24 protein-coding genes are annotated in these 25,334 nt (G+C 71.8%); 14 read left to right on the top strand and 10 right to left on the bottom strand.

Annotated elements, in window-relative coordinates:
• The first annotated feature begins 179 nt into the window (after positions 1-179).
• The 3 genes from Apa02nite_RS31625 to Apa02nite_RS31615 are packed head-to-tail and all read left to right on the top strand — an operon-like array spanning position 180 to position 3,077.
• Positions 180-1,943 (top strand): sensor histidine kinase, encoded by a 1,764-nt coding sequence (locus Apa02nite_RS31625; RefSeq protein ID WP_203828284.1) that lies wholly within the window; start codon positions 180-182, stop codon positions 1,941-1,943.
• Positions 1,943-2,299: a DUF742 domain-containing protein gene (locus Apa02nite_RS31620; protein ID WP_203828283.1), complete on the top strand. Its 357-nt coding sequence runs from the start codon at positions 1,943-1,945 to the stop codon at positions 2,297-2,299. Before Apa02nite_RS31625 ends, Apa02nite_RS31620 begins: the two co-directional genes overlap by 1 nt.
• A 22-nt stretch (positions 2,300-2,321) precedes the next feature.
• Positions 2,322-3,077, top strand: coding sequence for a cellulose binding domain-containing protein (locus Apa02nite_RS31615; protein WP_203828282.1), 756 nt, complete (start codon positions 2,322-2,324; stop codon positions 3,075-3,077).
• Positions 3,078-3,099: 22 nt separating this feature from the next.
• Here Apa02nite_RS31615 and Apa02nite_RS31610 read toward each other — a convergent pair whose 3' ends face one another.
• The 4 genes from Apa02nite_RS31610 to Apa02nite_RS31595 all read right to left on the bottom strand — a co-directional run bounded on the left by Apa02nite_RS31610 (position 3,100) and on the right by Apa02nite_RS31595 (position 7,982).
• Positions 3,100-4,374 (bottom strand): class I SAM-dependent methyltransferase, encoded by a 1,275-nt coding sequence (locus Apa02nite_RS31610; RefSeq protein ID WP_203828281.1) that lies wholly within the window; start codon positions 4,372-4,374, stop codon positions 3,100-3,102.
• 96 nt (positions 4,375-4,470) lie between these two features.
• Complete coding sequence (locus Apa02nite_RS31605) at positions 4,471-5,580, bottom strand: caspase family protein (RefSeq protein WP_203828280.1); 1,110 nt, start codon at positions 5,578-5,580, stop codon at positions 4,471-4,473.
• Complete coding sequence (locus tag Apa02nite_RS31600) at positions 5,580-5,969, bottom strand: type III secretion system chaperone family protein (RefSeq protein WP_067703484.1); 390 nt, start codon at positions 5,967-5,969, stop codon at positions 5,580-5,582. Before Apa02nite_RS31600 ends, Apa02nite_RS31605 begins: the two co-directional genes overlap by 1 nt.
• 60 nt (positions 5,970-6,029) lie before the next feature.
• Positions 6,030-7,982 carry a potassium transporter Kup gene (locus Apa02nite_RS31595; RefSeq protein ID WP_239164696.1) on the bottom strand — a complete coding sequence of 651 codons (1,953 nt, stop codon included), beginning with the start codon at positions 7,980-7,982 and terminating at the stop codon, positions 6,030-6,032.
• An 85-nt stretch (positions 7,983-8,067) separates the two neighbouring features.
• Between Apa02nite_RS31595 and Apa02nite_RS31590 the strand changes: the two genes are divergently transcribed.
• From Apa02nite_RS31590 to Apa02nite_RS31580, 3 genes are all read left to right on the top strand, one after another.
• Positions 8,068-9,072 carry an AraC family transcriptional regulator gene (locus Apa02nite_RS31590; protein WP_203828279.1) on the top strand — a complete coding sequence of 335 codons (1,005 nt, stop codon included), beginning with the start codon at positions 8,068-8,070 and terminating at the stop codon, positions 9,070-9,072.
• Between the two features lie 112 nt (positions 9,073-9,184).
• Positions 9,185-10,693: a flavin-containing monooxygenase gene (locus Apa02nite_RS31585; RefSeq protein ID WP_203828278.1), complete on the top strand. Its 1,509-nt coding sequence runs from the start codon at positions 9,185-9,187 to the stop codon at positions 10,691-10,693.
• A gap of 5 nt (positions 10,694-10,698) precedes the next feature.
• Positions 10,699-11,877, top strand: coding sequence for an alcohol dehydrogenase catalytic domain-containing protein (locus Apa02nite_RS31580; RefSeq protein WP_239164695.1), 1,179 nt, complete (start codon positions 10,699-10,701; stop codon positions 11,875-11,877).
• Here Apa02nite_RS31580 and Apa02nite_RS31575 read toward each other — a convergent pair.
• Both Apa02nite_RS31575 and Apa02nite_RS31570 read right to left on the bottom strand, forming a co-directional pair.
• The gene (locus tag Apa02nite_RS31575) at positions 11,868-12,830 is read right to left on the bottom strand and encodes a DUF4190 domain-containing protein (protein WP_203828276.1); all 963 of its coding nucleotides are present in this window, start codon (positions 12,828-12,830) and stop codon (positions 11,868-11,870) included. The two genes, Apa02nite_RS31580 and Apa02nite_RS31575, sit on opposite strands and share 10 nt — an antisense overlap.
• 81 nt (positions 12,831-12,911) lie before the next feature.
• Entirely contained in the window at positions 12,912-13,148 is a 237-nt protein-coding gene (locus Apa02nite_RS31570; protein WP_203828275.1) for a hypothetical protein, read from the bottom strand.
• Here Apa02nite_RS31570 and Apa02nite_RS52440 point away from each other — a divergent pair.
• Together Apa02nite_RS52440 and Apa02nite_RS31560 are read left to right on the top strand one after the other, a co-directional pair.
• Entirely contained in the window at positions 13,117-13,368 is a 252-nt protein-coding gene (locus tag Apa02nite_RS52440; RefSeq protein WP_373873071.1) for a zinc ribbon domain-containing protein, read from the top strand. The genes Apa02nite_RS31570 and Apa02nite_RS52440 overlap by 32 nt on opposite strands.
• Positions 13,369-13,431: 63 nt before the next feature.
• Positions 13,432-13,782 carry a hypothetical protein gene (locus Apa02nite_RS31560; protein WP_203828273.1) on the top strand — a complete coding sequence of 117 codons (351 nt, stop codon included), beginning with the start codon at positions 13,432-13,434 and terminating at the stop codon, positions 13,780-13,782.
• 19 nt (positions 13,783-13,801) lie between these two features.
• Here the strand turns inward: Apa02nite_RS31560 and Apa02nite_RS31555 are convergent, their stop codons facing one another.
• Positions 13,802-14,293: a hypothetical protein gene (locus tag Apa02nite_RS31555; RefSeq protein ID WP_203828272.1), complete on the bottom strand. Its 492-nt coding sequence runs from the start codon at positions 14,291-14,293 to the stop codon at positions 13,802-13,804.
• A gap of 37 nt (positions 14,294-14,330) precedes the next feature.
• A complete protein-coding gene (locus tag Apa02nite_RS31550; protein WP_203828271.1) occupies positions 14,331-14,612 on the bottom strand; it encodes a hypothetical protein in 282 nt (93 codons plus the stop codon).
• Positions 14,613-15,119: 507 nt separating this feature from the next.
• On the opposite strand from Apa02nite_RS31550, the gene Apa02nite_RS31545 reads away from it, so the two are divergent.
• Positions 15,120-16,334, top strand: a complete 1,215-nt coding sequence (locus tag Apa02nite_RS31545; RefSeq protein WP_203828270.1) for an oxygenase MpaB family protein — start codon at positions 15,120-15,122, stop codon at positions 16,332-16,334.
• 41 nt (positions 16,335-16,375) lie between these two features.
• Here Apa02nite_RS31545 and Apa02nite_RS31540 read toward each other — a convergent pair whose 3' ends face one another.
• Positions 16,376-17,566, bottom strand: coding sequence for a TetR/AcrR family transcriptional regulator (locus Apa02nite_RS31540; protein WP_239164694.1), 1,191 nt, complete (start codon positions 17,564-17,566; stop codon positions 16,376-16,378).
• A gap of 184 nt (positions 17,567-17,750) precedes the next feature.
• On the opposite strand from Apa02nite_RS31540, the gene Apa02nite_RS31535 reads away from it, so the two are divergent.
• From Apa02nite_RS31535 to Apa02nite_RS31515, 5 genes are read left to right on the top strand one after another with little or no spacing between them, the layout of a single operon-like run.
• Positions 17,751-19,085 carry an extracellular solute-binding protein gene (locus Apa02nite_RS31535; protein ID WP_203828269.1) on the top strand — a complete coding sequence of 445 codons (1,335 nt, stop codon included), beginning with the start codon at positions 17,751-17,753 and terminating at the stop codon, positions 19,083-19,085.
• A 6-nt stretch (positions 19,086-19,091) separates the two neighbouring features.
• The gene (locus Apa02nite_RS31530) at positions 19,092-20,060 is read left to right on the top strand and encodes a carbohydrate ABC transporter permease (RefSeq protein ID WP_203828268.1); all 969 of its coding nucleotides are present in this window, start codon (positions 19,092-19,094) and stop codon (positions 20,058-20,060) included.
• Positions 20,057-20,884: a carbohydrate ABC transporter permease gene (locus Apa02nite_RS31525; protein ID WP_203828267.1), complete on the top strand. Its 828-nt coding sequence runs from the start codon at positions 20,057-20,059 to the stop codon at positions 20,882-20,884. The genes Apa02nite_RS31530 and Apa02nite_RS31525 overlap by 4 nt, the downstream gene beginning before the upstream one ends.
• Before the next feature lie 8 nt (positions 20,885-20,892).
• A complete protein-coding gene (locus Apa02nite_RS31520; RefSeq protein ID WP_203828266.1) occupies positions 20,893-22,503 on the top strand; it encodes a beta-N-acetylhexosaminidase in 1,611 nt (536 codons plus the stop codon).
• Positions 22,504-22,511: 8 nt separating this feature from the next.
• Complete coding sequence (locus tag Apa02nite_RS31515; RefSeq protein ID WP_203828265.1) at positions 22,512-23,747, top strand: hypothetical protein; 1,236 nt, start codon at positions 22,512-22,514, stop codon at positions 23,745-23,747.
• Here the strand turns inward: Apa02nite_RS31515 and Apa02nite_RS31510 are convergent.
• Positions 23,681-25,327: an alpha-amylase family glycosyl hydrolase gene (locus tag Apa02nite_RS31510; protein WP_203828264.1), complete on the bottom strand. Its 1,647-nt coding sequence runs from the start codon at positions 25,325-25,327 to the stop codon at positions 23,681-23,683. The two genes, Apa02nite_RS31515 and Apa02nite_RS31510, sit on opposite strands and share 67 nt — an antisense overlap.
• Positions 25,328-25,334 lie beyond the last annotated feature (7 nt).

Genomic DNA, 25,334 nt, shown 5'->3' with positions numbered 1-25,334 from the left:
CCCGACCGGCTTGGTCATCACCGGCCGGACCCGAAGAAATTAGCACACCTGTTCACTCGCACACCACGGTTGTCCGACGCCGGATTCGCCCTGGCGGCGAACCGGCTGCCCCTGCCCTGCTCCGCGGGGAATCCGTTTCCTCTCCGGCCTGAAGGCCGGAGTATCCACGGAGGTATGCGATGACCGTGCGGACGAAACTGATCGCCGGGCTGACGCTGCTGGTCGCGCTCTGGGCGGCCGCGGCGGTCCCGGCCCTGCTCGGCGCGCTGGACGTGGTGTCCGCGCGGACCACCGCGGATCGCCTCGGCGCACCGGCCGGCACGCTGGTGCTGGCGCTGGAGACCGAGCGCCGCCTCTCGGCCCCGCCGAACCCGCTGGCGAACCAGCCGGTGAATCAGCCGGCGGGCTCGCCGGTGAGCTTGCCGGCCGGGTTGGTTGCCCAGCGGGAGCGCACCGACCAGGCCCGGCAGGCGCTGCGTGCCGCCCGGGACGGCGCCATCAGCGGGCCGGGCGGCACCGATGCCACCCGGCAGGCCGACGCGTTGCTGCAGCGCACCGCGCACCTGCCCGATCTGCGGTCCCGGGTCGACGCCGGGCAGCTCGCCCGGGTGCCGGCGGTCGACGCGTACACCGCGCTGATCGACCCGGACGGACTGGTCACCCCGACCGTCTACCCCGACCGGGTGGGTGGGCCGGCGGCCGCGCTGTCCGCGCTGAGCCGTTCCCGGGAACTGCTCGCCGAGCAGGACGCGCTGCTGGCCGCGATGACCGGGCCGGCCGCGCTCACCGCCGCGGACCGGGCCCGGCTGTCCACTCTGGCCGGCGCGCGCCGGGTGCTGCTCGCCGCGGCCGGTGCCGGCCTGCCCGCCGCGGTCACCGACCGGCGCCGGGTGCTGGCCGCCGACACCGCTCTGGTCACGGCGGAGAACACGCTGCTCGCCGGCCGGGACGGCGCGCCCGCCTGGTCGGCCGCGTTCAACCGGGTCAACACCGCGCTCTGGCAGCTGCAGGCCGACGGCGACCAGGCGGCCGGCGACGCGCGGACCGGGGACGCGGTGCTCAGCGTGGTCCGGGCCGGCGTGGTCGGCGCGGTGGGACTGATCGCGGTGGTCGTCGTCCTGGTGCTGGCCCGGCGGTCCGCGGCGGCCGGCCCGGTCGCGCCCGGAGCGGCCCGAGCCGCGGGTCGCAGTGGCGCGCCGACCGGCCACGCCGCGCTCGACCCGCTGCTGCGCGACCTCGAACGCCGCAACCAGGGCCTGCTGCACCGGCAGCTGCGGGTGCTGGACGCCCTCGCCCGCCGCGAGACCGACGACGGCACCCTGGGCGACCTGTTCCGGGCCGACCACCTGGCCAACCGGATGCGCCGCAACCTGGAGAAGGCGATCACGCTGTCCGGCGGCACCCCGGGCCGCCGGTGGAGCGGCCCGGTGCCGCTGGCCGACGTGGTCCGGGCGGCGGCCTCGGAGATCAGCGAGCACGGCCGGGTCTCGACGTCGCGGATCGAACCGGTCACCCTGGCCGGCCCGGCGGTGACCGATCTGATGCACCTGCTCGCCGAGCTGATCGAGAACGCGGCCACGTTCGCGCCGGCCGAGACCCGGGTCCGGGTGACCGGCGCGCGGGTCGCGGCCGGATACCGGCTGGTGGTCTCGGACGTCGGCCCCGGGATGACCGACGACGACCTGGCCACCGCGGCGCGGGTGCTGGCCGCCACCGATCCGCCGGACGGCGGCACCTGGTGGGGCCTGTACGCGGCCGGCCGGTTCGCCGCCCGGGCGGGCCGGCGGCCAGGCGGGGAAGGTTCCCGGCAGGACGTCGCGGTGACGCTGCGCAACGGCCCGGACGGCGGCCTCGACGCCGAGGTGCTGCTGCCGGCCGCCCTGATCGGCGCGGTCACCGACGAGCACGTCACGCTGCACGACCTGGAACCGGTGATCCCCTGATGGCCCGCCCCGAGGACGCGTGGTGGGACGACGACGCCGGCCCGCTGGTCCGCCTGTACGCCCGGGTCGGTGGCCGTACCGGCGCGCTGCCCGGCGGCCTGGAGCTGAGCGCCATCGTGCACTGCCCGCCGGAGACCCCGGAGCCGGACGGGCTCTCCGCCGACCAGCTGGCCGCGCTGCGGCTGGTCCGCCGGCCGCTGGCGCTCTCCGAGGTCGCGGTCCGGCTGGGCCTGCCGATCGGGGCGGCCCGGCTGCTGCTGGGCGAGCTGCTCGCGGCCGGGCTGATCGAGGTACGCCAGCGGGACGCGTCCCCGGCGGTGCTGGAACAACTGCTCAGCGGGCTGCGCTCGCTGTGAGATCGATTCGCGGAAGGCTCAGATGAACGACACCGGGTCACGGCAGCGGCGATCGCTGACCGTGGTTCTCCTCGACGGGGTGCTGCGACTGCTCACCATCACCCCGACCCCGAAGGTGCACGATCCGGGCGCCCGGCGTGGCCTCGGCCGTTATGCCGTGCTGGCCGGGGTGCTCGCCGCGCTGGCCGGCACCGCCCTGCTGGTCGTGGTGCTGGTCCGCGACCCCGGCGACCCGGCCCGGCTGCCCGATCCGGCGGCCGCGCTGCCCCGGGTGCCGCGCTCGGCCGACCCGGCCTGGCCGCAGCCGGCCCTGCCGTCCTCGGCCACCGCCACCACCGCGGCCACCTCGGCCGTGCCGGCGTCGGTGTCACCCTCCGCGTCGTCCGGCTCGGCCGCGATCGTGCCGAGCATCCGCCCGTCGGCGGGGTCGGCGCCCGCCACCGGGACCACCCCGGTGCCGTTGACCGCGGCGTACCAGACCTCCGGTGGCCTGCTCGGCGCCTACAAGATGACCGTGACGGTGGCGAACCCCGGCACCACCGCGGCGAACGGCTGGACGCTGACGGTGACCCTGCCCCGGGAGACGCTGCGGGTCGGCTCGGTCACCGGCGCCGCCGCGACCCAGGACGGGTCCACCTGGACGTTCGTCCCGGACACCGGTACGGCACCGGTGCCGGCCGGCGGCTCGGTGGCGGTCGCGTTCACGGTCAGCGGCGCCACCCTGATCGACGCCGCCCCGCAGGCGTGCACCATCGACGGCGCCGCCTGCACCGGCTGAACCGGACGCCAGGACCGGCCACTCAGCCCAGGAAGGCGCGGCGGGTGGCCGGCATGGCGCTGGTGCCGTCGCGGTGGTCCTTGACCGCGAGGACCTGGTTGACGCCGATCGTGGCTTGTTCGAAGGCGATCGCGGAGGCGGCCATGTAGAGCCGCCACACCCGGGCGCGGCCCGCGCCGGCCAGGTGGACCGCGGCGGACCAGTCCGATTCCAGGTTCGCGACCCAGGCGCGCAGCGTGCGGGCGTAGTGCTCGCGCAGCGCGTGCACGTCGCGGACCTCGAACCCGGCCTCCTCCAGCAGCGTCACCGTGGTGCCGGCCGGGGCCAGTTCGCCGTCCGGGAAGACGTAGGCGTCGATGAAGCTGCGCTGCTTCGACGGGCCGGCCGGGTGCAGGGCGGAGATCTGGTGGTTGAGCAGCCGGCCGCCCGGCTTGAGCTGGCGGTAGAGGATCGCGGCGTACTCGCCGTACGGGCCGGCGCCGACGTGTTCGGCCATGCCGACGCTGGAGATCGCGTCGAACGGGCCGTCGTCGAGGTCGCGGTAGTCCTGGATCCGGATCTCCACCTGATGGCTGAGCCCGGCCGCGGCGACCTGCTTGCGGGCGAAGTCGGCCTGCTCGGCGGAGAGGGTGATGCCGAGGACCTGCACGCCGTACTCGCGGGCCGCGTGCATGGCGAGACTGCCCCAGCCGCATCCGACGTCGAGCAGGCGCATGCCGGGGTGCAGTTCGAGCTTGCGGCAGATCAGGTCGAGCTTGTCGCGCTGGGCGTCGGCCAGGTGGTAGCCGGGTTCGTCGGAGGTCCAGAACGCGCAGGAGTAGACCATGCTCTCGCCGAGGACCAGGCGGTAGAAGTCGTTGCCGACGTCGTAGTGGTGACTGATCGCCTGCCGGTCGCGCCCGCGGCTGTGCCGGGCGCCGGAAACGGTCATCTCCTCCGGCGGCGGTTTGGGCTGGTGGCCGAGAATGCCCAGGCGCAGCGCGTCGCCGGCCACCGCGCGCAGCGGCACGCCGCTCAGGTCGGGGGCGTGCCAGAGCAGCGGGGCGAGGCGGGTGAGCACGTCGTAGAGGTCACCCTCGACGTCGAGTTCGCCGGCGACGTACGCGCGGGCCAGGCCGAGCTGGTTTGGCTGCCACATCAGCCGGCGCAGCGCGCGGCGGTGCCGGACGGTCACCACGGGGGCGTCGGCGGGGCCGGCCTCCGAGCCGTCCCAGGCACGTAGGCGTACCGGAAAAGGGGTTTGAAGAAGGTTTTCGAGGAGTTTTTTGATCGTGACGGCGATGGCGTCGGTGGCCATGAGGACCTCCCCGGGCGGTAGATCGTTAACACCGTGAACTATCCGCCCGGGCCGGCGATTTACATAAGGTCCTTCTGTAAATTTGTGGCGCAGGCCTCAGTCGCCGTCGGTGCCGAAGATCTCGAACTCCAGCGCGTCCGCGTGCAGCGCGACCTGGTAGCAGTGCGCGGCCAGCTGCTGACTCGACGTGCCGGCCAGCGGGGTGAACGACTGGGTGACGATCTCCGGCACCCCGGTCTCGCCGGCCACCAGCGCGATCCGGCCGTATCCGGGCCGCGCCGAGCCGGCCAGCAACCGCTCCGGCGTGACCAGCGCCGACGTCGGTCCCACCCGCGCCTCCATCCCGCACAGCTCGACGCCTTCGCTGAACGGCTCGGCGCCGTCCACCACGAAGACCACGACCTGATGGGTACGACCAGCCGGCAGCGGAACCGTCACCGAGTAGTGACTGTCGTGCTTCTCCCACGTGGCACCGAGATGCCCGGTGAAGCCACGGATCCGCCGCGCGATCCCCTTGGCGCGACCACCGGTGACCGCGGCCGGCGGCAGACCCGCGACCGCGGGGTCCGGCGGCAGCGGCGCGTCGGTGAGCAGCCACCGCGCGATCAGGTCGTCCAGCCCGACGTCCGGGTCCTGTCCCGCCTCGAGGAAGTCGACGGCCCGTTCCAGGGTCACCGGCCGGCCCCACCCGGCGACCAGGGGCTGGCCGCCGAACGCGGTCCGCCAGGCCGGCGCGTACGCCCCGACGTAACAGGCGCCGAGCACGGCCAGGCGCAGCCCGGGCGTGACCGTCGCCGGGTCGATGTCGGCCGGGGAGATCAGTGCGCCGTCGCAGCACTGCAGCCGCCCGTCCGCGCCGCCGTGCGAGCTCCAGTAGAACCCGGCGGTGCCGTCCGCGGCCACCGCGTCGAGCAGGTCCTGCCGGGTGGCCTGCCGGTCGACGACCACGGTGAACCCGGCCCCGCGCAGCACGGCGACGTCGTCGTCGATGTGCGCGAGCTCCTCGGCCAGCATCGACCGGTCCTGCTCGCTGGCGGTCTTGTAACCGAACAGGAAGTGGAACGTCTTGCCGTCACCCGGGCCGGCGCCGGTCGGCTCGTGCGCCACCCGTGCGGCCGGGTCGTCGCTGCGCGAGTCCGCGGTCCAGTGCTTCGGCCCGCTCGGTACGTTCGTCCAGTCCGCCGGGAGGAAGACCTCGTCGGCCATCAGTAGTCGTCCTTGGCGGTGAACTCGCGCTCGAGCTGGTCCGCGATGGTCGCGACGATCTGCAGCGGCAGGGCGAACTCCTGCTGGTCCAGGGTGGCGATCGCGGCCCGGTGCACGAGCAGGTAGTCACCGTCGCTGTCGAGGGCGAGCGCGCCCATGTTGAGGTCGGCGTTCTTGCGCAGCGCGACCCGCGGGCTCATCTCGGCCTCGGCGCAGACGAAGCTGCGGAACTCGACCCACTCCTGGCCGTACGCCTCGTACCGGCTCACCACGATCCGCTGCGACCGGCCGGTCTCCTGCGCCCAGATCACGCTGAACCACTCGTCTTCGATCTTCTCCAGGGTGTACTGGGTGCGCGCGTGCTCGCGGAGCTCGTGCCAGGTCGGCATCGGGGAGTCCTGTCCTGTGTGGAGGGGATGTCGTCGCGACGGATCACCCTAAATCACCGGTCAGACCTCGATGCGGGACCCCATGATCACGGTACGGGTGCGGGGCAGCCCGAAGTAGTCGGCCGCGTCCGCGGTGGCGTGCGTGGTCGCCATGAACAGCCGCTTGCGCCACGGCGCCATCGTCCCCGCGCCGCCGGGCCGCAGCTCGATCTTCGACAGGAAGTACGACGCGTCGTCGAGGTTCAGCTGCCCCTCGGTCGTCTCCGGGTCGAGCATCCGCAGCGCGGCCGGGATGTCCGGGGTCTCCATGTAGCCGTACCGGGCGATGACGTGGAAGATGCCGTCGTTGGCGTAGCCGAGGTCGTCGATGACGATCCGCTCGTGCTCGGGCACCCGGGGCACCGGCTCGGTCTCGATCGACATGATGATCACGTGTTCGTGGCGGACGCTGTTGTGCTCGACGTTGGCCCGCATGGCCAGCGGCGCGGTGGTCTTGCCGCGGTTCAGGAAGACCGCCGTGCCCGGCACCAGCTGGGTCGGCGCGCCGCCGTTGCGGATCTCCTCGACGAACTCCTGCAGCGACCCCTCCAGCCGTTCCCGCTCGGCGGTCACCACCTGGCGGCCGCGCTGCCACGTGGTCATCAGCGTGAACGCGGTCAGCGCGATGGCCAGCGGCAGCCACGCGCCGTGCACCAGCTTGGTCAGGTTGGCCCCGACGAACAGCAGGTCGACCGCGAGCAGCACGGTCGCCGCGGCGCCGATCGCCCAGAGCGGCGCGCCCCACCGCTTGCGGGCCACGTAGAGCGACAGCAGCGTGGTGATGGTGATCGTGCCGGTCACCGCCATGCCGAACGCGTAGGCGAGGGCGGCCGAGCTGCGGAACGCGAAGACCAGGGTCAGCACCGAGACGAGCAGCAGCCAGTTGATCCACGGCACGTAGATCTGACCGATCGACGACTCCGACGTGTGCGCGATCCGCAGCCGGGGCAGGTAGCCGAGCTGGCCGGCCTGCGACGCCACCGAGTACGCCCCGGTGATCACGGCCTGCGAGGCGATCACCGTGGCCGCGGTGGCCAGCAGGACCAGCGGCAGACGGGCCCACTCCGGCGCCAGCAGGAAGAACGGGCTGCTCACGTTGGACTGGTCGGCGAGGATCAGCGCGCCCTGGCCCAGGTAGCTGAGCGTGCACGCGGGCAGCACCAGGAACAGCCAGCCCCGGGTGATCGACCGGCGGCCGAAGTGGCCCATGTCGGCGTAGAGCGCCTCGGCGCCGGTGACCGCCAGCACGATGGCCGCGAGGGCGAAGAACGCGATGCCGAAGTGGCCGGTCAGGAACCCGATCGCGTACGTCGGGGAGAGCGCCTTGAGGATCTGCGGGTGGTCGGCGATGCCGACCACGCCGAGCCCGCCGATCGCGAGGAACCAGGCGATCATCACGGGACCGAACACCCGGCCGACCGCCGCCGTGCCCCGCCGCTGGACCAGGAAGAGCACCACGATGATCACGGCCGTGATCGGTACGACGAACGAGTCCATCGACGGCTCGACGATCTTGAGCCCCTCGACCGCGGACAGCACCGAGATGGCCGGAGTGATCATGCTGTCGCCGAAGAACAGCGACGCGCCGAAGATGCCGACCGCGGCCAGCAGCGCGGCGGTCCTCCGGCCGGACGTCGAGGCCTGGCGCTTCAGCAACGCGATGAGCGCCATGATGCCGCCCTCACCCTCGTTGTCGATCCGCAGCGCCAGCAGGATGTACGTCACGGTCACGATGATCATCACGGACCAGAAGATCAGCGAGACCACGCCGTACACGTTGGCCGAGCTGACCGGGACCGGGTGCGGGTCGTCCGGGCTGAACACGGTCTGCAGCGTGTAGATCGGACTGGTGCCGATGTCGCCGAACACCACACCCAGCGCGCCCACGATCACCGCCAGCCGCACGCTGTCATGCCGCTTGGTTGTCGTCTCTTGCCCGTCGGCCACGGCCCGGTACCCCTCTGACCGCAGCACCCTGCGGATCTTGAACAAGTGCGTCTCGGCGCGACCCTACTCGTCCCGCCGCTGGGTAGCATCGGCAACGGAGACGAGGGGACTCATGGCGACCATCCGGGCGGCGGGCATCCGCGGCTTCGCACTGGTCGTGCGGCAGCTCGGGGCGGATCCGGCGCCGCTGGTGCGCTCGGCCGGGCTGGACGTCGCGGTGCTCGACCACGACGACGTGCCGATCGCCGACTGGCGGCTCGCCGCGCTGCTCGAGCACGCCGCGCACGAGCTGAACTGCCCCGACCTGGGCCTGCGGATGGCGGCCAGCCACGGGCTGGACACGCTCGGGCCGCTCGCCGTGCTGCTGGCCAACTGCCGGACCGGCGCGGACGCGCTCGCGGCCACCGAGCGCTATCTGGCCGTGCACAGCGACGCGCTGCACGTCGACCTCACCGCCGATCCGCGCGGCGAGCCGGGGGTGATCGCGCTGCGCTACCGCGGGCAGCACGGCTCCGGTGCGCCGCCGGTGCAGGCGATGGACGCCGGGATCGGGTTCCTGCACCGGGCGTTGGGGCTGCTCTTCGGTACGGACTACGGGCTGCTCGGTGTCGAGCTGTCGTACCGGCCGGTCGCCGGGGCCGGCTGTCATCGGCGGTTCTTCGGCGCCCCGGTGCACGCCGGCGCGACCGAGTCGGTGCTGCGGGTGCCGGCCGAGCTGCTGGCCCGGCCGGTCGCCGGGGCGCGGGAGGGGCTGCGGGAGCAGGCCGAGGCGTACCTGCGCACGCTGCTGCCCGCGGCGGGGGAGCTGACCGGGCGGGTGCGCGCGGTGGTCGACGACTTCCCGGTGCTCGGCGCGATGCCCCTGGACACCATCGCCGGCCTGCTCGCGATGCACCCCCGGACGGTGCAGCGGCGGCTCGCGGAGCTCGGCACCACGTACGAAAAGATCGTTGATGGGGTTCGCCGGGACCGCGCCCGGCACTATCTGACCGAAACTCACCTGCCGTTCCACGACGTCTCGGCGCGGCTCGGCTTTGCCGAGCAGGCCACGTTCAGCCGGGCCTGCCATCGCTGGTGGGGCGTGCCGCCACGCCGGGTCCGCGCCCCCGGCGGGTGATCTCGCGCGACGCGACCGCTGATTGTCGCGCAGGGTCAAGTTTTCCGTACGGATCGGCAGCAGGATCGTGTCACGCGTTGGTAACACGCGTTCGTGACACGAGGGGGCTGCCGTGACGGATACGCACGTCGACGTGCTGATCGTCGGTGCCGGGATCTCCGGGATCGACGTCGCCTACCGGATCCGGGAGCAGTGTCCGGAACTGACCGTGACCATCGCCGAGGGACGTGACCGGCTCGGCGGCACCTGGGACCTGTTCCGCTATCCGGGCGTCCGATCCGACTCGGACATCTACACGCTGGCGTTCCCGTTCCGCCCGTGGACCGGCGAACGGTCCATCGTCGAGGGCGGCGACCTGCTCGCCTACGTCCGGGAGACCGCCCTGTCGACAGGGGTCGACCAGCTGATCGAGTACCGCACCCGGGTCGAGGCGGCCGACTGGTCCAGTGCGGACGCGCGATGGCGGATCCGGGCGCGGCGCGACGGCGAGCCGGTCAGCTACGTGGCCCGCTTCGTGGTGTTCTGCACCGGCTACTACGACTATGACAAGCCGCACGACCCGGGCTTTCCCGGCGTCGAGGACTTCGCCGGGCGGCTCGCGCACCCGCAGTTCTGGCCGGCCGACCTGGACCACACCGGCAAGCGCGTGGTCGTGATCGGCTCCGGGGCGACCGCGGTGACCGTGGTGCCCGCGATGGCCGCCGGCGCCGCGCACGTCACCATGCTGCAGCGCACGCCGACGTACGTGCTGGCCCAGCCGAGCACCGACGCGATCGCCCGGCTGCTGGGGCGGGGCCTCTCGCCGGCCGCCGTGCACCGGATCGCCCGGGCCAAGAACACCACCGCGCAGTGGGCGCTCTACCAGGCCTGCCGGCGCTTCCCGAGCCGGATGCGCGCCCTGCTGCGCAAGGGCGCGATCAGTGCGGTCGGCTCGGCGGAGGTGGTCGACCGGGACTTCACGCCACCGTACGACCCGTGGGAGCAGCGGCTGTGCATCGCCCCGGACGGTGATCTCTTCCGGTCGATCCGGTCGGGTGACGCGTCGGTGGTCACCGGCCACGTCGACCGCTTCGTCCCGGAAGGGATCCGGCTGGCCGACAAGACGGTGCTCGAGGCAGACATCGTGGTGACCGCGACCGGTCTGCGGATCAAGCTGCTCGGCGGGGTGGCGATCACCGTCGACGGGATGGCCAAGGACCTGTCGGAGTCCTGCGCCTATCACGGGACCCTGCTCAGCGGGCTGCCGAACCTGGCCGTCTGCATCGGCTACATCAACCTGTCGTGGACGGTACGGGCCGACGTGACCGCGCGGTTCCTGGCCCGGTTGCTGCGCAAGCTGCTCGACACCGGCGCGGAGAGTGTCGTGCCGGAGGTACCGGCGGATCTGGGGCCGACCGGGCCGTTCATGGACATGCCGTCGGGGTATCTGGCCCGGGCGGCGGGGTTGATGCCGCGGGCGGGGCGGCGCTATCCGTGGGCGTTCCGGCAGAACGTCCTGCTCGACACGTGGTCCACCAACCGCTCCAGGTTGGAGGAGGGCCTGCGCTGGCGGCGGGCCACGTCGGTGGCCGCTCCCGCTCCCGGCCAGTCCGTTTCCGGTCAGCCCGGGGAGCACGCGTGAGGGCCGTGACCGTGCATGACGGTGTGCTCGAGGTGGCCGAGGTGCCGCGGCCCGAACCCGGCCCCGGGCAGGTGCGGCTGCGCGTCACCCGGGCCGGGATCTGCGGCTCCGACCTGCACGTCCGCTTCGAGGCCGACGCCAGCGCGGACGTCGCCGCCGAGGTCGGCTACCCGGACTTCATGCGGCGCGCCCACCGGGTGGTGATGGGGCACGAGTTCACCGGCACCGTCGACGCCTACGGCCCCGGCTGCCGGCGCCGCTGGAAACCGGGCCAGCCGGTCGTGTCCCTGCCGCTGATCCGGCACGGCGACGAGGTGCACATGCTCGGGCTGTCCGAGCATGCTCCCGGTGCGTACGCGGAATATGTCCTTGTCGCCGAGGACGCCACCATGCCGGTACCGGCGGGCGTCGACCCGGACCTGGCCGCGCTCACCGAACCGCTCGCCGTCGCCCACCACGCGGTCCGCCGCGGCACCGTCGCCGCCGGCGACGCCGCGGTCGTCATCGGCTGCGGCCCGATCGGCCTCGCGGTGACCCTGATGCTCAAAGCCTCCGGGGTACGCCGGGTCGTCGCCAGCGACTACTCCGCCGGCCGCCGAGCCCTGGCCCGCGCGTGCGGCGCCGACCTCGTCGTCGACCCGGCCGCCGAGTCACCCTGGGACGTCCTCGGCGACAAGAGTGGCCTGGTCCGCTCGGCCACCCGGCTCTACGGCGCGGGCCTCGACGCGCTGCACACCCTGCAGAAGGTTCCGGGCGTCCCGTGGTGGTCGATCATGCGGCTGGGCGAACGGCTCGGCGCCGGCCCGCGCGGCGCTGTCGTCTTCGAGTGCGTCGGCCTGCCCGGCGTGATCGAGGACATCGTCACGCACGCACCGTTCCGCTCCCGGGTCGTGGTGGTCGGGGTGTGCATGGGCCCGGACACGTTCCGCCCCACGATGGCCAGCAACAAGGAACTCGACCTGCGCTTCTCGTTCTGCTACGACCCCGCCGAGTTCCGCGACACGCTACGGATGATCGCCCGGGGCCGCATCAACCCGCGCCCGCTGCTGACCGGCGTGGTCGGTCTCGGGGGAGTGGCGGATGCCTTCGACCGCCTCACCAAAGCCGACCACCACGCCAAAATCCTCGTCGACCCGACCAGCCCGGTGTCCCGACTGGCCGACGGGGTGCCGGCTCAGGGGTAGAGCATGGATCCGGTCCACTGGCCCGAGGGCGGCACCGCGATGCAGATCACTCGGGGCTTCGGGGATCTGCGGCTGGGATAGATGTAGACCAGCTGCGCGTCGGCGAACTTGCCGACCGCGTACCGATCAAGGGCCTTGTCGCAGTGCTTGCCGGCCAGCTTCTCCATCTCCGCGTCGCCGGGATGGGCGCCGGACGGCGGGGCCCAGATGTCGAAGACCTCGCCACCGTGGTCCTGGGAGCAGAGCCGGACGACGAACTCGTCGGGGCTGCCGTTCACGTCGACATAGCTGAGGCAGTCGCCGAGTGTGAGGTCCTTGGCGAGTCGCTGGCCGGGCCCGGAGGTGCTGCCGGTCCGGAAGGGCGTGGTCGCGGTCGCGCTCGCCGTCGCCGTCGCCGTCGGCAGGCTCACGGGTGTGGTGGCGGTCGTCCTGTTGCCGGAACTGAACGCTCCGTTCGAGATCACCGCGGCGAGGACCGCGACCCAGGCGGTGGAGATACCCAATCCGGCGATGGCCAGTGCCCGGCCGCGCCCGCCGCGCGTGCTGAGCTGCGACAGCGCGATGATGCCGAGCGGAATGCTGAGCATGATGACACCGAGGACGGCGAGGACCAGCGAGACGATCGCGACGCCGTTCGTCCTCCCGGCGGGCAGGTCGGGCATCGGGTAGCCGGGCGGCGCATAGCGGGCCGGCGGGTACCCGGAACCCCCGGGCGGCGCCGGATACGGATAGGCGGGCGGTGGGTACCCGGTGGCCGGGTATCCGGAACTCGCGGGCGATGCCGGATACGGATAGGCGGGCGGTGCGGGATATGGCTCGGCCCACGCCGCCGGAGCCGGGTCATAGGCGGTCGGCAGGCTCGACGGCGCGCCCGCGATCAGCGGATCGGCCGCCGGCGGCAGCGGCGCCGGACCGGCCGTAGGATCCGGCCGCGCGGGATTTTCCTGGTTCACGCCGGGACGCTAACCCAGAAGTTGATCTTCATAGGAACCCCGCCGATTCCGATTCGATCTCAACGCCCGCGACCACAGTGGTCAGCACCAGGCGTCGCCGTCGTGAGACCCGGTCACCTCGATCCTGTACTCGTTGCCGGGCTCCTGGATCTCACCGGCGACGTTGAGGTCACTCGGGAACGACACGCTCAGATACGCCGTGGTGTCGTTGATCTCCTTGTGGAAGCAACCGGCGGCGGACGAGACGACCAGCCCGCCCGACGGCACCGGGTTCGGGTCCACCCGGATGTGCTGCGACTGCGGCCGGATCAACGACAAGATGGCCCTCGACGTCCGAGCGTGGAACTGCCTCTGCGGCAGCCACCACGACCGAGACGTCAACGCCGCGAAGAACATCAAGGCCGCCGGACAGGCGGACTTCAACGACCGTGGAGCGCAGGTAAGACCAGGACTCGTCCCGGCACCGCGCGGCGAAGCGGTAACCCACCCGGACGCGGCGTGTTCCACGCGCAGCGTGGAGGGAATCTCCGTCCGTTAGGGCGGAGAGGATGTCAAAGGATCTCATCCTGTACGGCGTCGTCGCCGCCTTAAGATCCACGCCATGCACAGCACGCTCGTGGAGCACGCCCGGTGCCGTTACGGAGATGAGTATCGGCCGACTGTCGTGGCGCGATGTGCGCAGGACCGGGACGATCGGTACTTCATCGAGAGGCTGACGTTCGCCGGGGCGGAGGACATCCTGATGATGCTGCGCGAGCTGTGCCCCAACCTGGTCGACGGCCTGCTCCCGGTCTGGGTGCGCAACCTGGCCTATCGGCTGGTGATCCTCCAACGCCCCGACGATCCCGCCCTGATGCGTGAGGCCGCCCAGAACCTCTGGCTGCACGGCCCGGACTGGGACGACATCGCAGCCGACCTGGAACATCGCGCCACAGCCCTCGAAGCGACCTGATCGGCGAGTCGGCGCCGGGTCAGAAGCCGGGTTCACCACCGGCGGCGAGGCGGGCGGCGGCCTCGGCGGGGCTGTCGTAATAACCGGGGCGGGCGAGCAGCACCGACTGGAAGTAATACCCCTGTTCCTCGGCCGGGTCGTCGTCCGCGGCGAACGGGCGCCACAGCGACAGCAGCAGGTCGGGGGCGATGAAACCGTCGTCCTCGGCGACCAGCGTGGTGTGGGCGCGGAGGCGTTCGACGACCTGCAGCGCGGGCAGGCCGAACACGTCGACGCCCCGGTAGTTCACGGTGTCGCTGTGCTCCGGGCGGTACAGCTCGACCGAGTCGACCAGCCGCGTCGCACCGAAGCCGACGCTGAAGCGCAGGTGGCCGGGGCGGTTCAGGGCCAGTTCGCCGAGCGTGGTGGCGGCGAGCGGCCCGAGGGTCGCCAGGGCCGCCCGCGCCTCGTCGCCGGTCATACCCAGGTGCAGCGGGCCCACCCCGCGCGGCGGGTCGAGAGTGAAATCCATCCGCGGATCATGCCCGACCCGGCCCGCCCGCCGTGCGTCAGGCCAGGTTCTTCTTCGCGGCCAGCAGGCGGCCCATCTGCTCCGGATCGGAGCGGCTGCGGCCCCACAGGATCTGGGTGAGCACCTCCGGCGCCGCGTTGCACAGCACCAGCGCGGGGTGCTGCTCGAGCCCGTGCGTCTGGCTCGCCGCGGTCAACGCCTGCTGCAACACCCCGCCCTGCGCCGCGGTCGCCAGCGACGCCACCCCGGCGTGCGGAGGCCACGGGTGGCACACCTGGTGCGGGCTGCCCGCCTCGCCGGTCGGGTCGATGGCGAGCAAACGTCTGGTACGCCGCGAACAGCAGCAGGCGCTCCGGCGGCGCGAGCTGGCCGTGCAGCATGGTGAAGCACGTCTCGGCCATGCACGCCGGGTTCTTGCCCAGCTCGTCGGACCACTCGACGACGGCGTCGGCGACCGCGTCCACGGCGACGATCACCGTACGCGTGGGGTGGTCGGAGGCGAGCGGCATCAGCGCGTGCAGGGCCAGGCTGGCGCCGGCCGAGTCGTCGGTGAGGCGCGCCTCGGCCATCTGCCAGAACGCCCTCCACGCGGCAGCGGTCGCAGGGTCCGGTTGGAGTCGCAGAGTCATAGCCCCACGGTGTCGTATCCGTTGATCTTTCGCCGCCCCGGCATCACTAATGCCGAAAAAAGCGGACAACGAAGGTTCTGTGTGGACACCCGCAGAGGGAAACATCCAACCTTGCCGATGGTTCGAGGCGTCACTATGTTAATGGAAAATCACATAGCGATGAACATCGAAACCCACTGTTCAAGGCAGGTAAGCTAATGCAGAATCTCTCTCGAAGAGGTGTCCTGACGCTTGGCGCCGCACTGGGGCTGACCGCCGTCGCCGATCCCACCCGAGCCTGGGCGTGGTCGTCCACCGAGTCGATCGCCGGCACCGACGCGGTCACCGACCCGTGGTCGGTCTGGGACGACGCCACCGACCCGCTCGTCGCCTCGCTGCTGACCAACGGGCAGATCCCGGCGGTCAACACCGCGTTCGACTCGTGGGTCAACAACGGCGACGCGCTGCCCGCGGGCCTGCCGGCCGGGCTCACCACCTACCTCCAGCAGGTGAACACGCTGCCGTCCTGGGCCGACCCGGTGAAGCTGCTGCAGGGCGCCCAGTTCAACAAGCGGATGAGTCTCTACCTGTTCCTGCTCTACGGCCTGGGCAGCGGCATCATGAGCACGGTGATCCCGCGCGAGGCCCGCAACGTCTACTGGTCGGCCGGCGGCGCCGAGATGCGGTCCCGCGCGGCCAAGACCTTCACGTACGGCTACGACCTGAGCGCGCCGGACGCGTTCCAGCCGACCGGCCACTTCGTGGTCACCTCGAACAAGACGCGCCTGACCCACGCCGCGGTCCGGCACCTGCTGCCGCAGTCCCCGGCGTGGCGCTCGGTCACCGACGATCAGGATTTCCGGCCGATCAGCAACGGCGACATCCTGATCACGTTCCACAGTCTCGGCACCTTCGTGTACGGCAGGCTGAACTCCTGGGGCATCCGGATGTCCGCCACCGAGCAGGCGGCCTACCTGCACATGTGGCAGGTCGCGCTGCACCTGCTGGGTGTCCGCGACGACTTCATCCCGGCGAGCTGGGCGGCCGCGAAACAGCAGTCCGCGTACGCGCTGACCCCGATTCTCGCGCCGACGCCGGAGGGCCTGGACCTGGCCGGGATCCTGCTCGGGCTGACCGCGCAGATCGACCTGGGTGTGACCCGCGGCTTCCTGAACGAGTTCGTCCGCTACGTGCTCAGCGACAAGATCGGCGACTGGTTGAAGCTGCCGCGCGATCTCGTGTCCCGGGGCCTGATCGAGGTGGGCTGGCCCGCCTACGTCGCGTTCCGGGAGGGGCTCTCGCCGATCCTGCCCACCGGGTTCTCGATGTTCGACAAGTTCGTCCGCGCCCTGGCCATGCTGTTCCTGAACAACGGCACCTCGCCGAGCTACACCCCGATCACCATCCCGACCGGCAACCGCCCCGGCGCCTGAAAAGACCGCCCTGGCACGTGAAAAGCCCGGCTTGAAGAAACTCAAAGCAGCGCGCCGATCACCAGCGCGGTGACCGCCTCCCGGTGCGCCACGGTGTCCCGCCAGCGCAGCGCCCGCCCGGCCTCGACCACCACGCCGAACCCGGCGTGCACGAGCAGCCGGGCCTGGCGTGGGTCCAGCTCCGGCCGCGCCGCCCGCAGCTGCTGCTCCCAGACCGCGATGTGCTCCCGCTGGGCGAGCAGCAGCGGCCGCCGCACGTCGGCCGGCAGCCCGCCCAGCTCGGCCTCGGCCACACTGGTCAGCGCGTTGTGCTCGAAGCTGTACGCCACGTACGCCGCGGTCAGCGCGAGCACGGTGTCGCGCGGGTCGCCGGCCCGGTGCAGGCTGCGCTCGACGGCCTGGCCCAGCAGCCCGGCGGCCTGCAGGCACGCGGCCACCAGGATGTCGACCTTGCCGGGGTAGTGCCGGTAGAGCGCGGACGGCGCGAGCCCGACCGCCTGCGCGATCTGCCCGTTGGTGACGGTCGCGAACCCGTCCCGGGCGAACAGCGGGACGGCCGCGGCCAGGATCTCGGCCCGCCGGGTGCGGGGCACCGGCGGGGCGAGCAGTTCGACCAGCCCCGCGCTGCCCGCGGCCGCGGCCGGGTCGGTGGCGGCGACGCGCGTCGCGGCGTACACCAGCAGGTTTTCGATCTTCCGGACGCCCATCGAGGTGTGGTGCATGGTGATCGACCCGATCGCGCCGAGTGCGGCCACCGCTCGCAGCCGGTCCTCGGGCGCCGGGTGCTCGCGCCGCACCACCTCGGTGACCCGGTCGACGACCTGCCCGAACTTGCCGCGCACCCGCCGGCGGTCGACCGGCGCCAGGTAGCGCGCCTCCCACCGGTAGAGCCCGCCGGCCGCCCGGTGCGCGACGGTGACCCGGGTGAGCGCGGCGAGCACGTCGTGCAGGGACGCCTCGGGCGGCGCCTGGTCGAGCGCCGCGACCAGCCGGTCCACCATGACGTCGGCGCACTCGGCGAACAGCGCGTACTTGTTCGGGAAGTGCCGGTACAGCGCCGCCGCGCTGATGCCCACCCCGGCGGCGATCTCCTCCATCGACGCGGCGTGATAGCCGCGCGCGCTGAACACCTGGCCGGCCGCCTCGACGATCAGCTGCTTGCGGTTGCGCGGGCGGGCGGCCGCGGCCGGCCCGGCGCTCACCGCATCACTCGCGCCGTCGGACGCGGACATCCGGCCATAGCGGCCAGTCAATCACAGCGGTGTGCCGGAGTCCCCGTTCCATGTAGGAGATCGAAACATAGGAAGTTTTTGTTGACTAGAGGACTCGACAGTCGTAATTTTCATCAGCAACAGCGAGCCATGAAAACTATGACCGCCTTCTGATATTCCGGCATCCCTTCCGAGGAGCATCCTCATGCCTAGACGTAGCTACATCGCTACCACCGCGGCCTGTGTCGCGACCGTCCTGACCCTGGCCGCCTGCGGGGGCGGCGGCGGGAGCACGGCGTCCGGCGACGACGGCTCGCCCAAGGCCGTGCCGAACACCCGCGGCGAGGGCAAGAGCCTCACCGTCTGGGTGATGGACGGCGACTACACCGAGGCCACCCTCAAGGTGATCAACGACCAGTTCACCCAGGCCACCGGCGCGCAGGTGGACCTGCAGATCCAGCAGTGGGACGGGATCACCACCAAGATCAGTACGGCGTTGTCCACGTCCGGCACCCCCGACGTGCTCGACCTGGGCAACACCCAGGTGCCCGGGTTCGCCGCCAACGGTGGCCTGCTCGACCTGACGCCGTACCAGGCCGACCTGAAGCAGGGACGCACCTGGCTGGCCGGCCTCGAGGAGCCGGCCACCGTGGACAAGGCGCTCTACGCGGTGCCCGGGTTCGCCGGCGCCCGCGCGGTCATCTACAACAAGAAGACCTGGGCGGCGGCCGGCGTCACCGCGGCGCCGACCACGTACCCGGAGCTGACCGCGGCCCTGGACAAGGTCAAGGCGGCGAGCCCGGCGGCCGACTTCGCACCGTTCTACCTGCCCGGGCAGTACTGGTTCGCCGGCCTGCAGTTCGTCTGGGACGCCGGCGGCGACATCGCCACCAGCGACGGCGGCGCGTGGAAGGGCGGCTTCTCCAGCCCGGCCGGGCAGAAGGGCCTGGAGGACTTCAAGACCTTCCAGAACACCTATTCGACCGCGGCCTCGCGGGCCCTGGACACCATCACACCGGACCAGAACCAGGTGTTCGCGGACGGCAAGACCTCGGCCATCCTGTCCACGACCGGCTCGCTCGGCCTGATCCAGAAGGCCAACCCCAAGATCAAGAGCGAGGATCTCGGTACGTTCCCGTTCCCCGGCACCTCGGGCAAGGCGCAGCCGGTGATGCTCGGCGGCTCCGACTGGGGCATCGCCACCAAGAGCGACACCCCCGAGCTCGCCCTGCAGTGGGTGAAGATCGCCGCCAGCCCGGCGGTGCAGGACAAGAACGTGTTCGGCAACGACGGCTGGATCCCGAACAGCACCGAGGGCATCCAGGCCGCGCAGCCCAGCCTCGACGAGCAGCAGAAGGGCTTCTTCACCGCGGCCCTGACCTCGAAGGCCACCCCGGCCGCCGCCCAGTGGCCGACCATCGAGGGCGACAAGAGCATCAACCAGGTCTTCTCCGCCGTCGCCTCCGGTGCCAAGCCCGCCGCAGACGCCGGCAAGGAGTTCGACTCGCACCTGGACTCGGTTCTCGCCGGCGGCAAGTGACCCGGCATGCCCGTCACCACCGCACGACGTGATGCGGCCGGCGCCCCGCCGGCCGCACCACCCCGGCCCCGGCCGGGGTCCCGCCGCCGGCGCAACCTGGCGCCGCTGTGGCTGCTGAGTCCCGCGGGCCTGGTGCTCGCCGTCGTGACGCTCGCGCCGATCGGCTTCCTGCTGTTCACCTCGTTCACCGACTACAACCAGCGGACCCTGTTCACCGGCGCGTACTCCTACGTCGGCGTCGAGCAGTACCGCGACCTGCTGGCCGACCCGACGTTCTGGGCGTCGCTGCTGCGGACCGTGCTGTTCACCACGGCGATGGTGGCCGGCAGCGTGCTGATCGGGATGGGCGTCTCGCACCTGCTCGTCCGGCTCGGCCGCTGGTGGCGCTACACCGTCACGGTGGTGCTGATCGTGGCCTGGGCGATGCCGAACGTGGCGTCGTCGCTGGTCTGGAACTGGCTGTTCCAGCCCGGGTACGGCGTCGTCAACTGGGCGCTGGACCAGGTGCGGATCTTCGGCGACACCACCGACCTGAACTGGGCGCAGGACCCGGCCAGGGCGTACGCGTCGATCTGGCTCCTGATCGTGTGGCAGGCGGTGCCGTTCATCGCGCTGACCCTCAACGCCGCGGAGAGTCAGGTGCCGAAGGAGTACCAGGAGGCGGCCCGGCTCGACGGCGCGACCGAGTTCGCGGTCTACCGCCTGGTCACGCTGCAACACCTGCGGCCGACCCTGCTGCTGGTCACGATCCTGTCGGTGATCTGGGACTACAACGTGTTCAACCAGATCTGGCTGGTCTCCCGTGGTGGTCCCGGCGACGCCACCGCGACGCTCGGCGTCTTCACCTACAAGACCGCGTTCGTCGGCTTCCACATCGGCCAAGGCGCGGCGATCTCGGTGGTCACCACGCTGCTGCTGCTCGCGCTGACCGCGGTCTACATCCGCAATCTGCTCCGATCGGGGGAGGACCTGTGAGCCGTCGTGGGCGCTGGGTGGTCAACACCCTCGCGGCGATCTTCTGCCTGGTGTGGGTCTTCCCGGTCTACTGGATGGTCAACACGGCGTTCAAGCCGCGACCGGAAGTGATGACCTCGACGCCGCACTTCCTGCCGGAGCACGCCACGTGGGAGAACTTCCGCAACGCGGTCGGCCAGGACCAGTTCCTCACCGACCTGCGCAACAGCCTGATCGTGGTCGCGGTGACCGTGCTGGCCTCGATCGTGCTGGGCATCTTCGCCGCGGCTGCGCTGTCGAGGTTCCGGTTCACCGGCCGGCGCACCATCATGGTCGTGATCCTGGCCGTGCAGATGCTGCCCGGCACCGCGCTGCTGATCCCGATGTTCGTGATGTTCAACAGCCTGGACCTGCTCGGCACGTACGCGGCGCTGATCCTGGCGTACGTCGCGACCGTGCTGCCGTTCTCGATCTGGGTGATGCGCGGCTTCTTCGTGGCGATCCCGGCCGAGATCGAGGAGGCCGCCCAGATCGACGGCGCGACCACCTGGCGGGTGCTGGTCAGTGTGCTGTTCCCGCTGGTGGCACCGGGGGTCATCTCGACCAGCATCTTCGCCTTCATCGCGGCGTGGAACGACTACCTGTTCGCGTACACGTTCATGCAGGACCAGAGCCGCTACACGTTGCCGGTGTGGCTGGCCTCGTTCACCAATCCGCACACCGGCACCGACTTCGGCGGGCAGATGGCGGCCTCCGTGCTGTTCTCGGTGCCCGTCGTCGTCTTCTTCCTGATCATTCAGCGCAACCTCGTCGCCGGAATGTCCGCCGGCGCCGTGAAGGGCTAGGTTCCACCGTGCTGACCCCACGCCCGCTCTCCCTCGTCACGAGCGACGGTGAGCTCGTCCTTGACCACGGCACCACCGTGTCCGCATCCGATCAGCTCGGCGGGGTGCTGGCCTGGCTGCAGCAGGCGCTGCGCCCGGCGACCGGCCTGCCGCTGCCGACCGCGGCGCGGGCCACCATCACCCTGGAACTCGCCGCCGACCTGGGCCCGGAGGCGTACCGCCTCGACGTCACCCCGGAGCGGGCCACCATCGCCGGCGGTGACCCGGCCGGCGTGTTCTACGGCTGCCAGGCCCTGCTGCAACTGCTGCCGCCCACGGTCTACCGCCGCGCGCCGGTCGCCGGGCAGCGCTGGGCGGTGCCGGCCGTGCGGGTGCACGACGCGCCCCGGTTCGCCTGGCGCGGGGCGATGCTCGACGTCGCCCGGCACTTCCTGCCCAAGCACGACGTGCTGCGCTTCATCGACCTGATGGCACTGCACCGGCTGAACACCCTGCACTGGCACCTCACCGACGACCAGGGCTGGCGCCTGGAGATCACACGCTATCCGCGGCTCACCGAGGTCGGCGCGTGGCGCCGGGAGAGCCAGGTCGGCGCGGTCCGCTCGGCGCGCGGCGACGGCCGCCCGCACGGTGGTTTCTACACCCAGGCGGACGTACGGGAGATCGTCGCCTACGCCGCCGACCGCTTCATCACGGTCGTCCCGGAGATCGAGTCGCCGGGCCACGTGCAGGCCGCCCTGGCCGCCTACCCGGAGCTCGGCGTCACCGGTCAGCCCCTGGACGTCTGGACCCGCTGGGGGATCAGCCCGAACATCCTCAACGTCGAGGAGTCCACCGTGGGCTTCTTCACCGGCGTGCTCGACGAGGTGCTCGCGCTGTTCCCGTCGCGGTACATCGGCGTCGGCGGCGACGAGTGCCCGAAGGGCCAGTGGCGCGCCGACCCGCGCACCCGGGCGCGGATGGCCGAGCTGGGCATCGCGGGGGAGGAGCAGCTGCAGGCCTGGTTCATCGGCCGCCTCGACGAGCACCTGACCGCGGCCGGCCGCCGGCTGTTCGGCTGGGACGAGATCCTCGAGGGTGACCTGGGCCCGGGCGCCACCGTCGCGTCCTGGCGCGGCATGACCGGTGCGGTCGCCGCCGCCCGGCGCGGCCACGACGTGGTCGCCTGCCCGGACGACCTGGTCTACCTGGACTACCGCCAGTCCGAGTCGCCCGACGAACCCATCCCGGTCTCCATCCCGCTGACCCTGCGGGACGTGTACGCGTTCGACCCGGTCCCGCCGCAGCTGAGCCCGGAACAGGCCCGGCACATCCTCGGCGGCCAGGCGAACCTGTGGACCGAGCACGCCGACTCCCCGCGCACCGTCGACTACCTGGCCTTCCCCCGGCTGTGCGCGGTCGCCGAGGCGCTGTGGACCTCCGGCGACCGGGACTTCGCCGAGTTCGAGCCGCGGCTGCGCCACCACCTGGCCCGCCTCGACGCGCTCGGTGTGGAGTACCGGCACGCCGACGGCCCGCTGCCCTGGCAGACCCGGCCCGGGGTGCCCGGCCGCCCGCAGACCCGCGAGCAGCGCACCGTGCACATCGCCCAGCTGGTCGCGAACATCAGCCCCTCGTGAGGAGACCCATGACAGCGCAGTCCTCCAGCACCAGCCGGCGGTCGCTGCTGGTCGGTGCGTCCAGCACGTTCACCGCCCTGCTCACCGGCGCGGTGCTGCCGACCAGCCCGGCGCGGGCGACCGCACCCGGCTGGATCAGGGGCGCCAGCGCGATCTCCGTACACCAGGCGTTTGATTTTTTAAAGATCAAATTCGATGAGTACGGTACGGGCAGCGCCCTGCGCGTGCCCCGCAGCTACACCGGTGGCTTCTTCGAGACGCCGACGTGGACGTTCGTCAGCTCGTTCACCTACGACGACGCACTGGTGATCATGGCGTGGCTGGCCCGGGGCGAGCGCGACGACGTGCGGCGCGCGACGGTGCTCGGCGACACCCTGCTCTACGCCCAGCAGCACGACCCGATCGACGACGGGCGCACCCGCGCGTCCTATCAGCCGGACTCGTTCACCACGCTGACCGGCGTGCTCGACATCGGCTCGCCGGCCGCGTACACCGGCAATCAGGCCTGGGCCGGGATGGCGTTCGCGCACCTGTACGCGCGGACCCGGCAGCGCCGCTTCCTGACCGGCGCCCTGCGCGCCGCGACCTGGATCCACGAGCACACCTACACCAGCTTCGGCTACACCGGCGGGCGGACCGCGGACGATCAGCCGCTCACCTTCAAGGCCACCGAGCACAACATCGACGCCGGCGCGTTCTTCACGATGCTCGCCCAGCTCACCGGGGACCGCAGCTGGAGCGCACGGGCCCGGCACGCGTTCGCGTTCGTCGCCGCCATGCAGGATCCGGCGTCCGGGCACCTGTGGACCGGCACCGACCCGGACGGCGTCACGGTCAACCGCAACCCGATCCCGGAGGACGTGCAGACCTGGGCCTACCTGGCCACCCTCGACGACCGCTACCGCCGGTCGGTCACCTGGGTGCTCGACCACCTGGCCGCGCAGGACGCCGGGATCACCGGGATCAGCTTCAGCGACGCCGACGTGAGCAAGGTGTGGCTGGAGGGCACCGCGCAGACCGCTCTGGCCCTGCGGGTGCGCCGCGCCAAGGGCGACGACCTGCTCGGCAAGCGGCTGCTCTGGAACATCGCGCGCGCCCAGGGCGCCGGCCTGGGGGTGCCGGCGGCGTCCAGCGATGGGCTCGACACCGGGTTCGGCGACCTTTACTACGCGAGCCTTCACACCGGCGCGACGGCCTGGTTCCTGCTCGCCGCGCTCGGCGCCAACCCGTTCAGGATGCCGTAGCCGAAACCGGCCACCACCAGCCCGTCCGCGGTCGCCTCGACACCCGCGCCGAGCAGCACGGTGGCACCGACCACCTCCGGGGCGGTCAGTGTGGCCGGCTCCCGGCGCGGGTTGACGACGACCAGGTGCGACTTGCCGCGCACGTACGCGAACGGGTAGCCCTCATGGACCACCCGGATGCTCGCCCGGGTCCGCAGCGCCGGTGTGGCCCGCCGCAGCGCGAGCAGCTCGCGGACCAGGGTGAGCGTCGAGGCCGGGTCGCCGTCCTGCGCGGCCACCGTGGGCCGGTCCGCCGCCGGGTCGACCGGCAGGTAGAGCCGGGCCGGGTCGGCCGTGGAGAACCCGGCGTTGGGCCCCGCGTCCCACTGCATCGGGGTCCGGCAGCCGGCCCGGTTGTACGCCGGGTTGCACACCGCGCCCTCCACGTCCGGCATCCCCGGCAGGTACCGCATGCCGATCTCGTCGCCGTAGTACAGGCACGGCACGCTGCCCCAGGTGAACAGGAACGTCAGCGCGGCGCCGAGCTGCTCGGCGGTGCGCGGCCCGCAGCAGAGCCGGTCGTAGTCGTGGTCCGCGGTCGCCATCACGATCAGCCGCTGCGGGTCGGCGGCCCGGGCCGCGTCCCACGCGTCGAGGAAGACCCGGGTGCCACCCTTGCCGGCGGCGTCGAAGAACGGCTCCCGCACCTCGTGGAACGGCAGCACCCCCGCGTAGTGGTTGTCGAAGAGGCTGCCGTGCTCGTCGTGGATGACCAGGAAGAAGTCGGCGTCGAACGCGGTCGGCTCGGCGGTGCGCGGCTCGGTGCCCTCCGGGATCAGCACGGCGTCCGGATAGGCGACGTCCAGCCAGTCGCGGATCTCGCGCCAGATCGCCACCGTGGCGGCCAGACCCTCGGCCACCTGCTCGTCCTTGATCAGTGAGAACGCCATGTCGACCCGGAACCCGGCGACACCCCGGTCGAGCCAGAACGCGATGATGTCGCGGAGCGCCTGCCGGTTGCGCAGCGGCCCGGGCGCGTCGATCGGATCCCGCCAGGACGCGTCGCCGGCGCCGCGCACCCAGCCGAAGTTGAGCGCGGGCTGCTCGTCGTAGAAGTTCTTCAGGTAGTAACCCGGGCGTGGGCCCGGCGAGCGCACCCAGGCCGGGGTGCCCGGGGTCTGGTTGCTCCACGCCGCGCTGGGCAGTTCTTCGCACCAGACGTAGCGGTCGCCCTCCGGGTCCGGGCCGTCGGCGGCCAGCTCGCGCTGGAACCAGGCGTGCTCGATCGAGGTGTGCCCGGCGACCAGGTCGAGCATCACCCGGATGCCGCGCTCCCGCGCCCGGACGACCAGCTCGACCAGGTCGTCGTTGGTGCCGTAACGCGGCGCGATCAGGCAGTAGTCGGCGACGTCGTAGCCCGCGTCGACGAACGGCGAGGCGAAGCACGGGTTGAACCAGATGACGTTCACGCCGAGCGACGCGATGTGGTCCAGGCGCGCGATGACGCCCTGCAGGTCGCCGACACCGTCACCGTTCGCGTCGGCGAACGACTGCGGGTAGATCTCGTAGAGGACGGCGTCGGCAAACCATTCTCGGCCCATGACCGAG

The organism is Actinoplanes palleronii (genome assembly GCF_016862315.1).
GTDB lineage: Bacteria > Actinomycetota > Actinomycetes > Mycobacteriales > Micromonosporaceae > Actinoplanes > Actinoplanes palleronii.
The sequence above is the reverse complement of the archived record's forward strand: the minus strand, read 5'-3'. Positions and strand labels throughout refer to the sequence as shown.

Bases quoted from the DNA above. Each gene is read 5' to 3' on its own strand.
- Apa02nite_RS31625 (WP_203828284.1), top strand. From the start codon at position 180: ATGACCGTGCGGACGAAACTGATCGCCGGGCTGACGCTGCTGGTCGCG.
- Apa02nite_RS31620 (WP_203828283.1), top strand. From the start codon at position 1,943: ATGGCCCGCCCCGAGGACGCGTGGTGGGACGACGACGCCGGCCCGCTG.
- Apa02nite_RS31615 (WP_203828282.1), top strand. From the start codon at position 2,322: ATGAACGACACCGGGTCACGGCAGCGGCGATCGCTGACCGTGGTTCTC.
- Apa02nite_RS31610 (WP_203828281.1), bottom strand. From the start codon at position 4,374: ATGGCCACCGACGCCATCGCCGTCACGATCAAAAAACTCCTCGAAAAC.
- Apa02nite_RS31605 (WP_203828280.1), bottom strand. From the start codon at position 5,580: ATGGCCGACGAGGTCTTCCTCCCGGCGGACTGGACGAACGTACCGAGC.
- Apa02nite_RS31600 (WP_067703484.1), bottom strand. From the start codon at position 5,969: ATGCCGACCTGGCACGAGCTCCGCGAGCACGCGCGCACCCAGTACACC.
- Apa02nite_RS31590 (WP_203828279.1), top strand. From the start codon at position 8,068: ATGGCGACCATCCGGGCGGCGGGCATCCGCGGCTTCGCACTGGTCGTG.
- Apa02nite_RS52440 (WP_373873071.1), top strand. From the start codon at position 13,117: ATGTGCTGCGACTGCGGCCGGATCAACGACAAGATGGCCCTCGACGTC.
- Apa02nite_RS31560 (WP_203828273.1), top strand. From the start codon at position 13,432: ATGCACAGCACGCTCGTGGAGCACGCCCGGTGCCGTTACGGAGATGAG.
- Apa02nite_RS31555 (WP_203828272.1), bottom strand. From the start codon at position 14,293: ATGGATTTCACTCTCGACCCGCCGCGCGGGGTGGGCCCGCTGCACCTG.
- Apa02nite_RS31545 (WP_203828270.1), top strand. From the start codon at position 15,120: ATGCAGAATCTCTCTCGAAGAGGTGTCCTGACGCTTGGCGCCGCACTG.
- Apa02nite_RS31540 (WP_239164694.1), bottom strand. From the start codon at position 17,566: ATGTCCGCGTCCGACGGCGCGAGTGATGCGGTGAGCGCCGGGCCGGCC.
- Apa02nite_RS31535 (WP_203828269.1), top strand. From the start codon at position 17,751: ATGCCTAGACGTAGCTACATCGCTACCACCGCGGCCTGTGTCGCGACC.
- Apa02nite_RS31530 (WP_203828268.1), top strand. From the start codon at position 19,092: ATGCCCGTCACCACCGCACGACGTGATGCGGCCGGCGCCCCGCCGGCC.
- Apa02nite_RS31515 (WP_203828265.1), top strand. From the start codon at position 22,512: ATGACAGCGCAGTCCTCCAGCACCAGCCGGCGGTCGCTGCTGGTCGGT.
- Apa02nite_RS31510 (WP_203828264.1), bottom strand. From the start codon at position 25,327: ATGGGCCGAGAATGGTTTGCCGACGCCGTCCTCTACGAGATCTACCCG.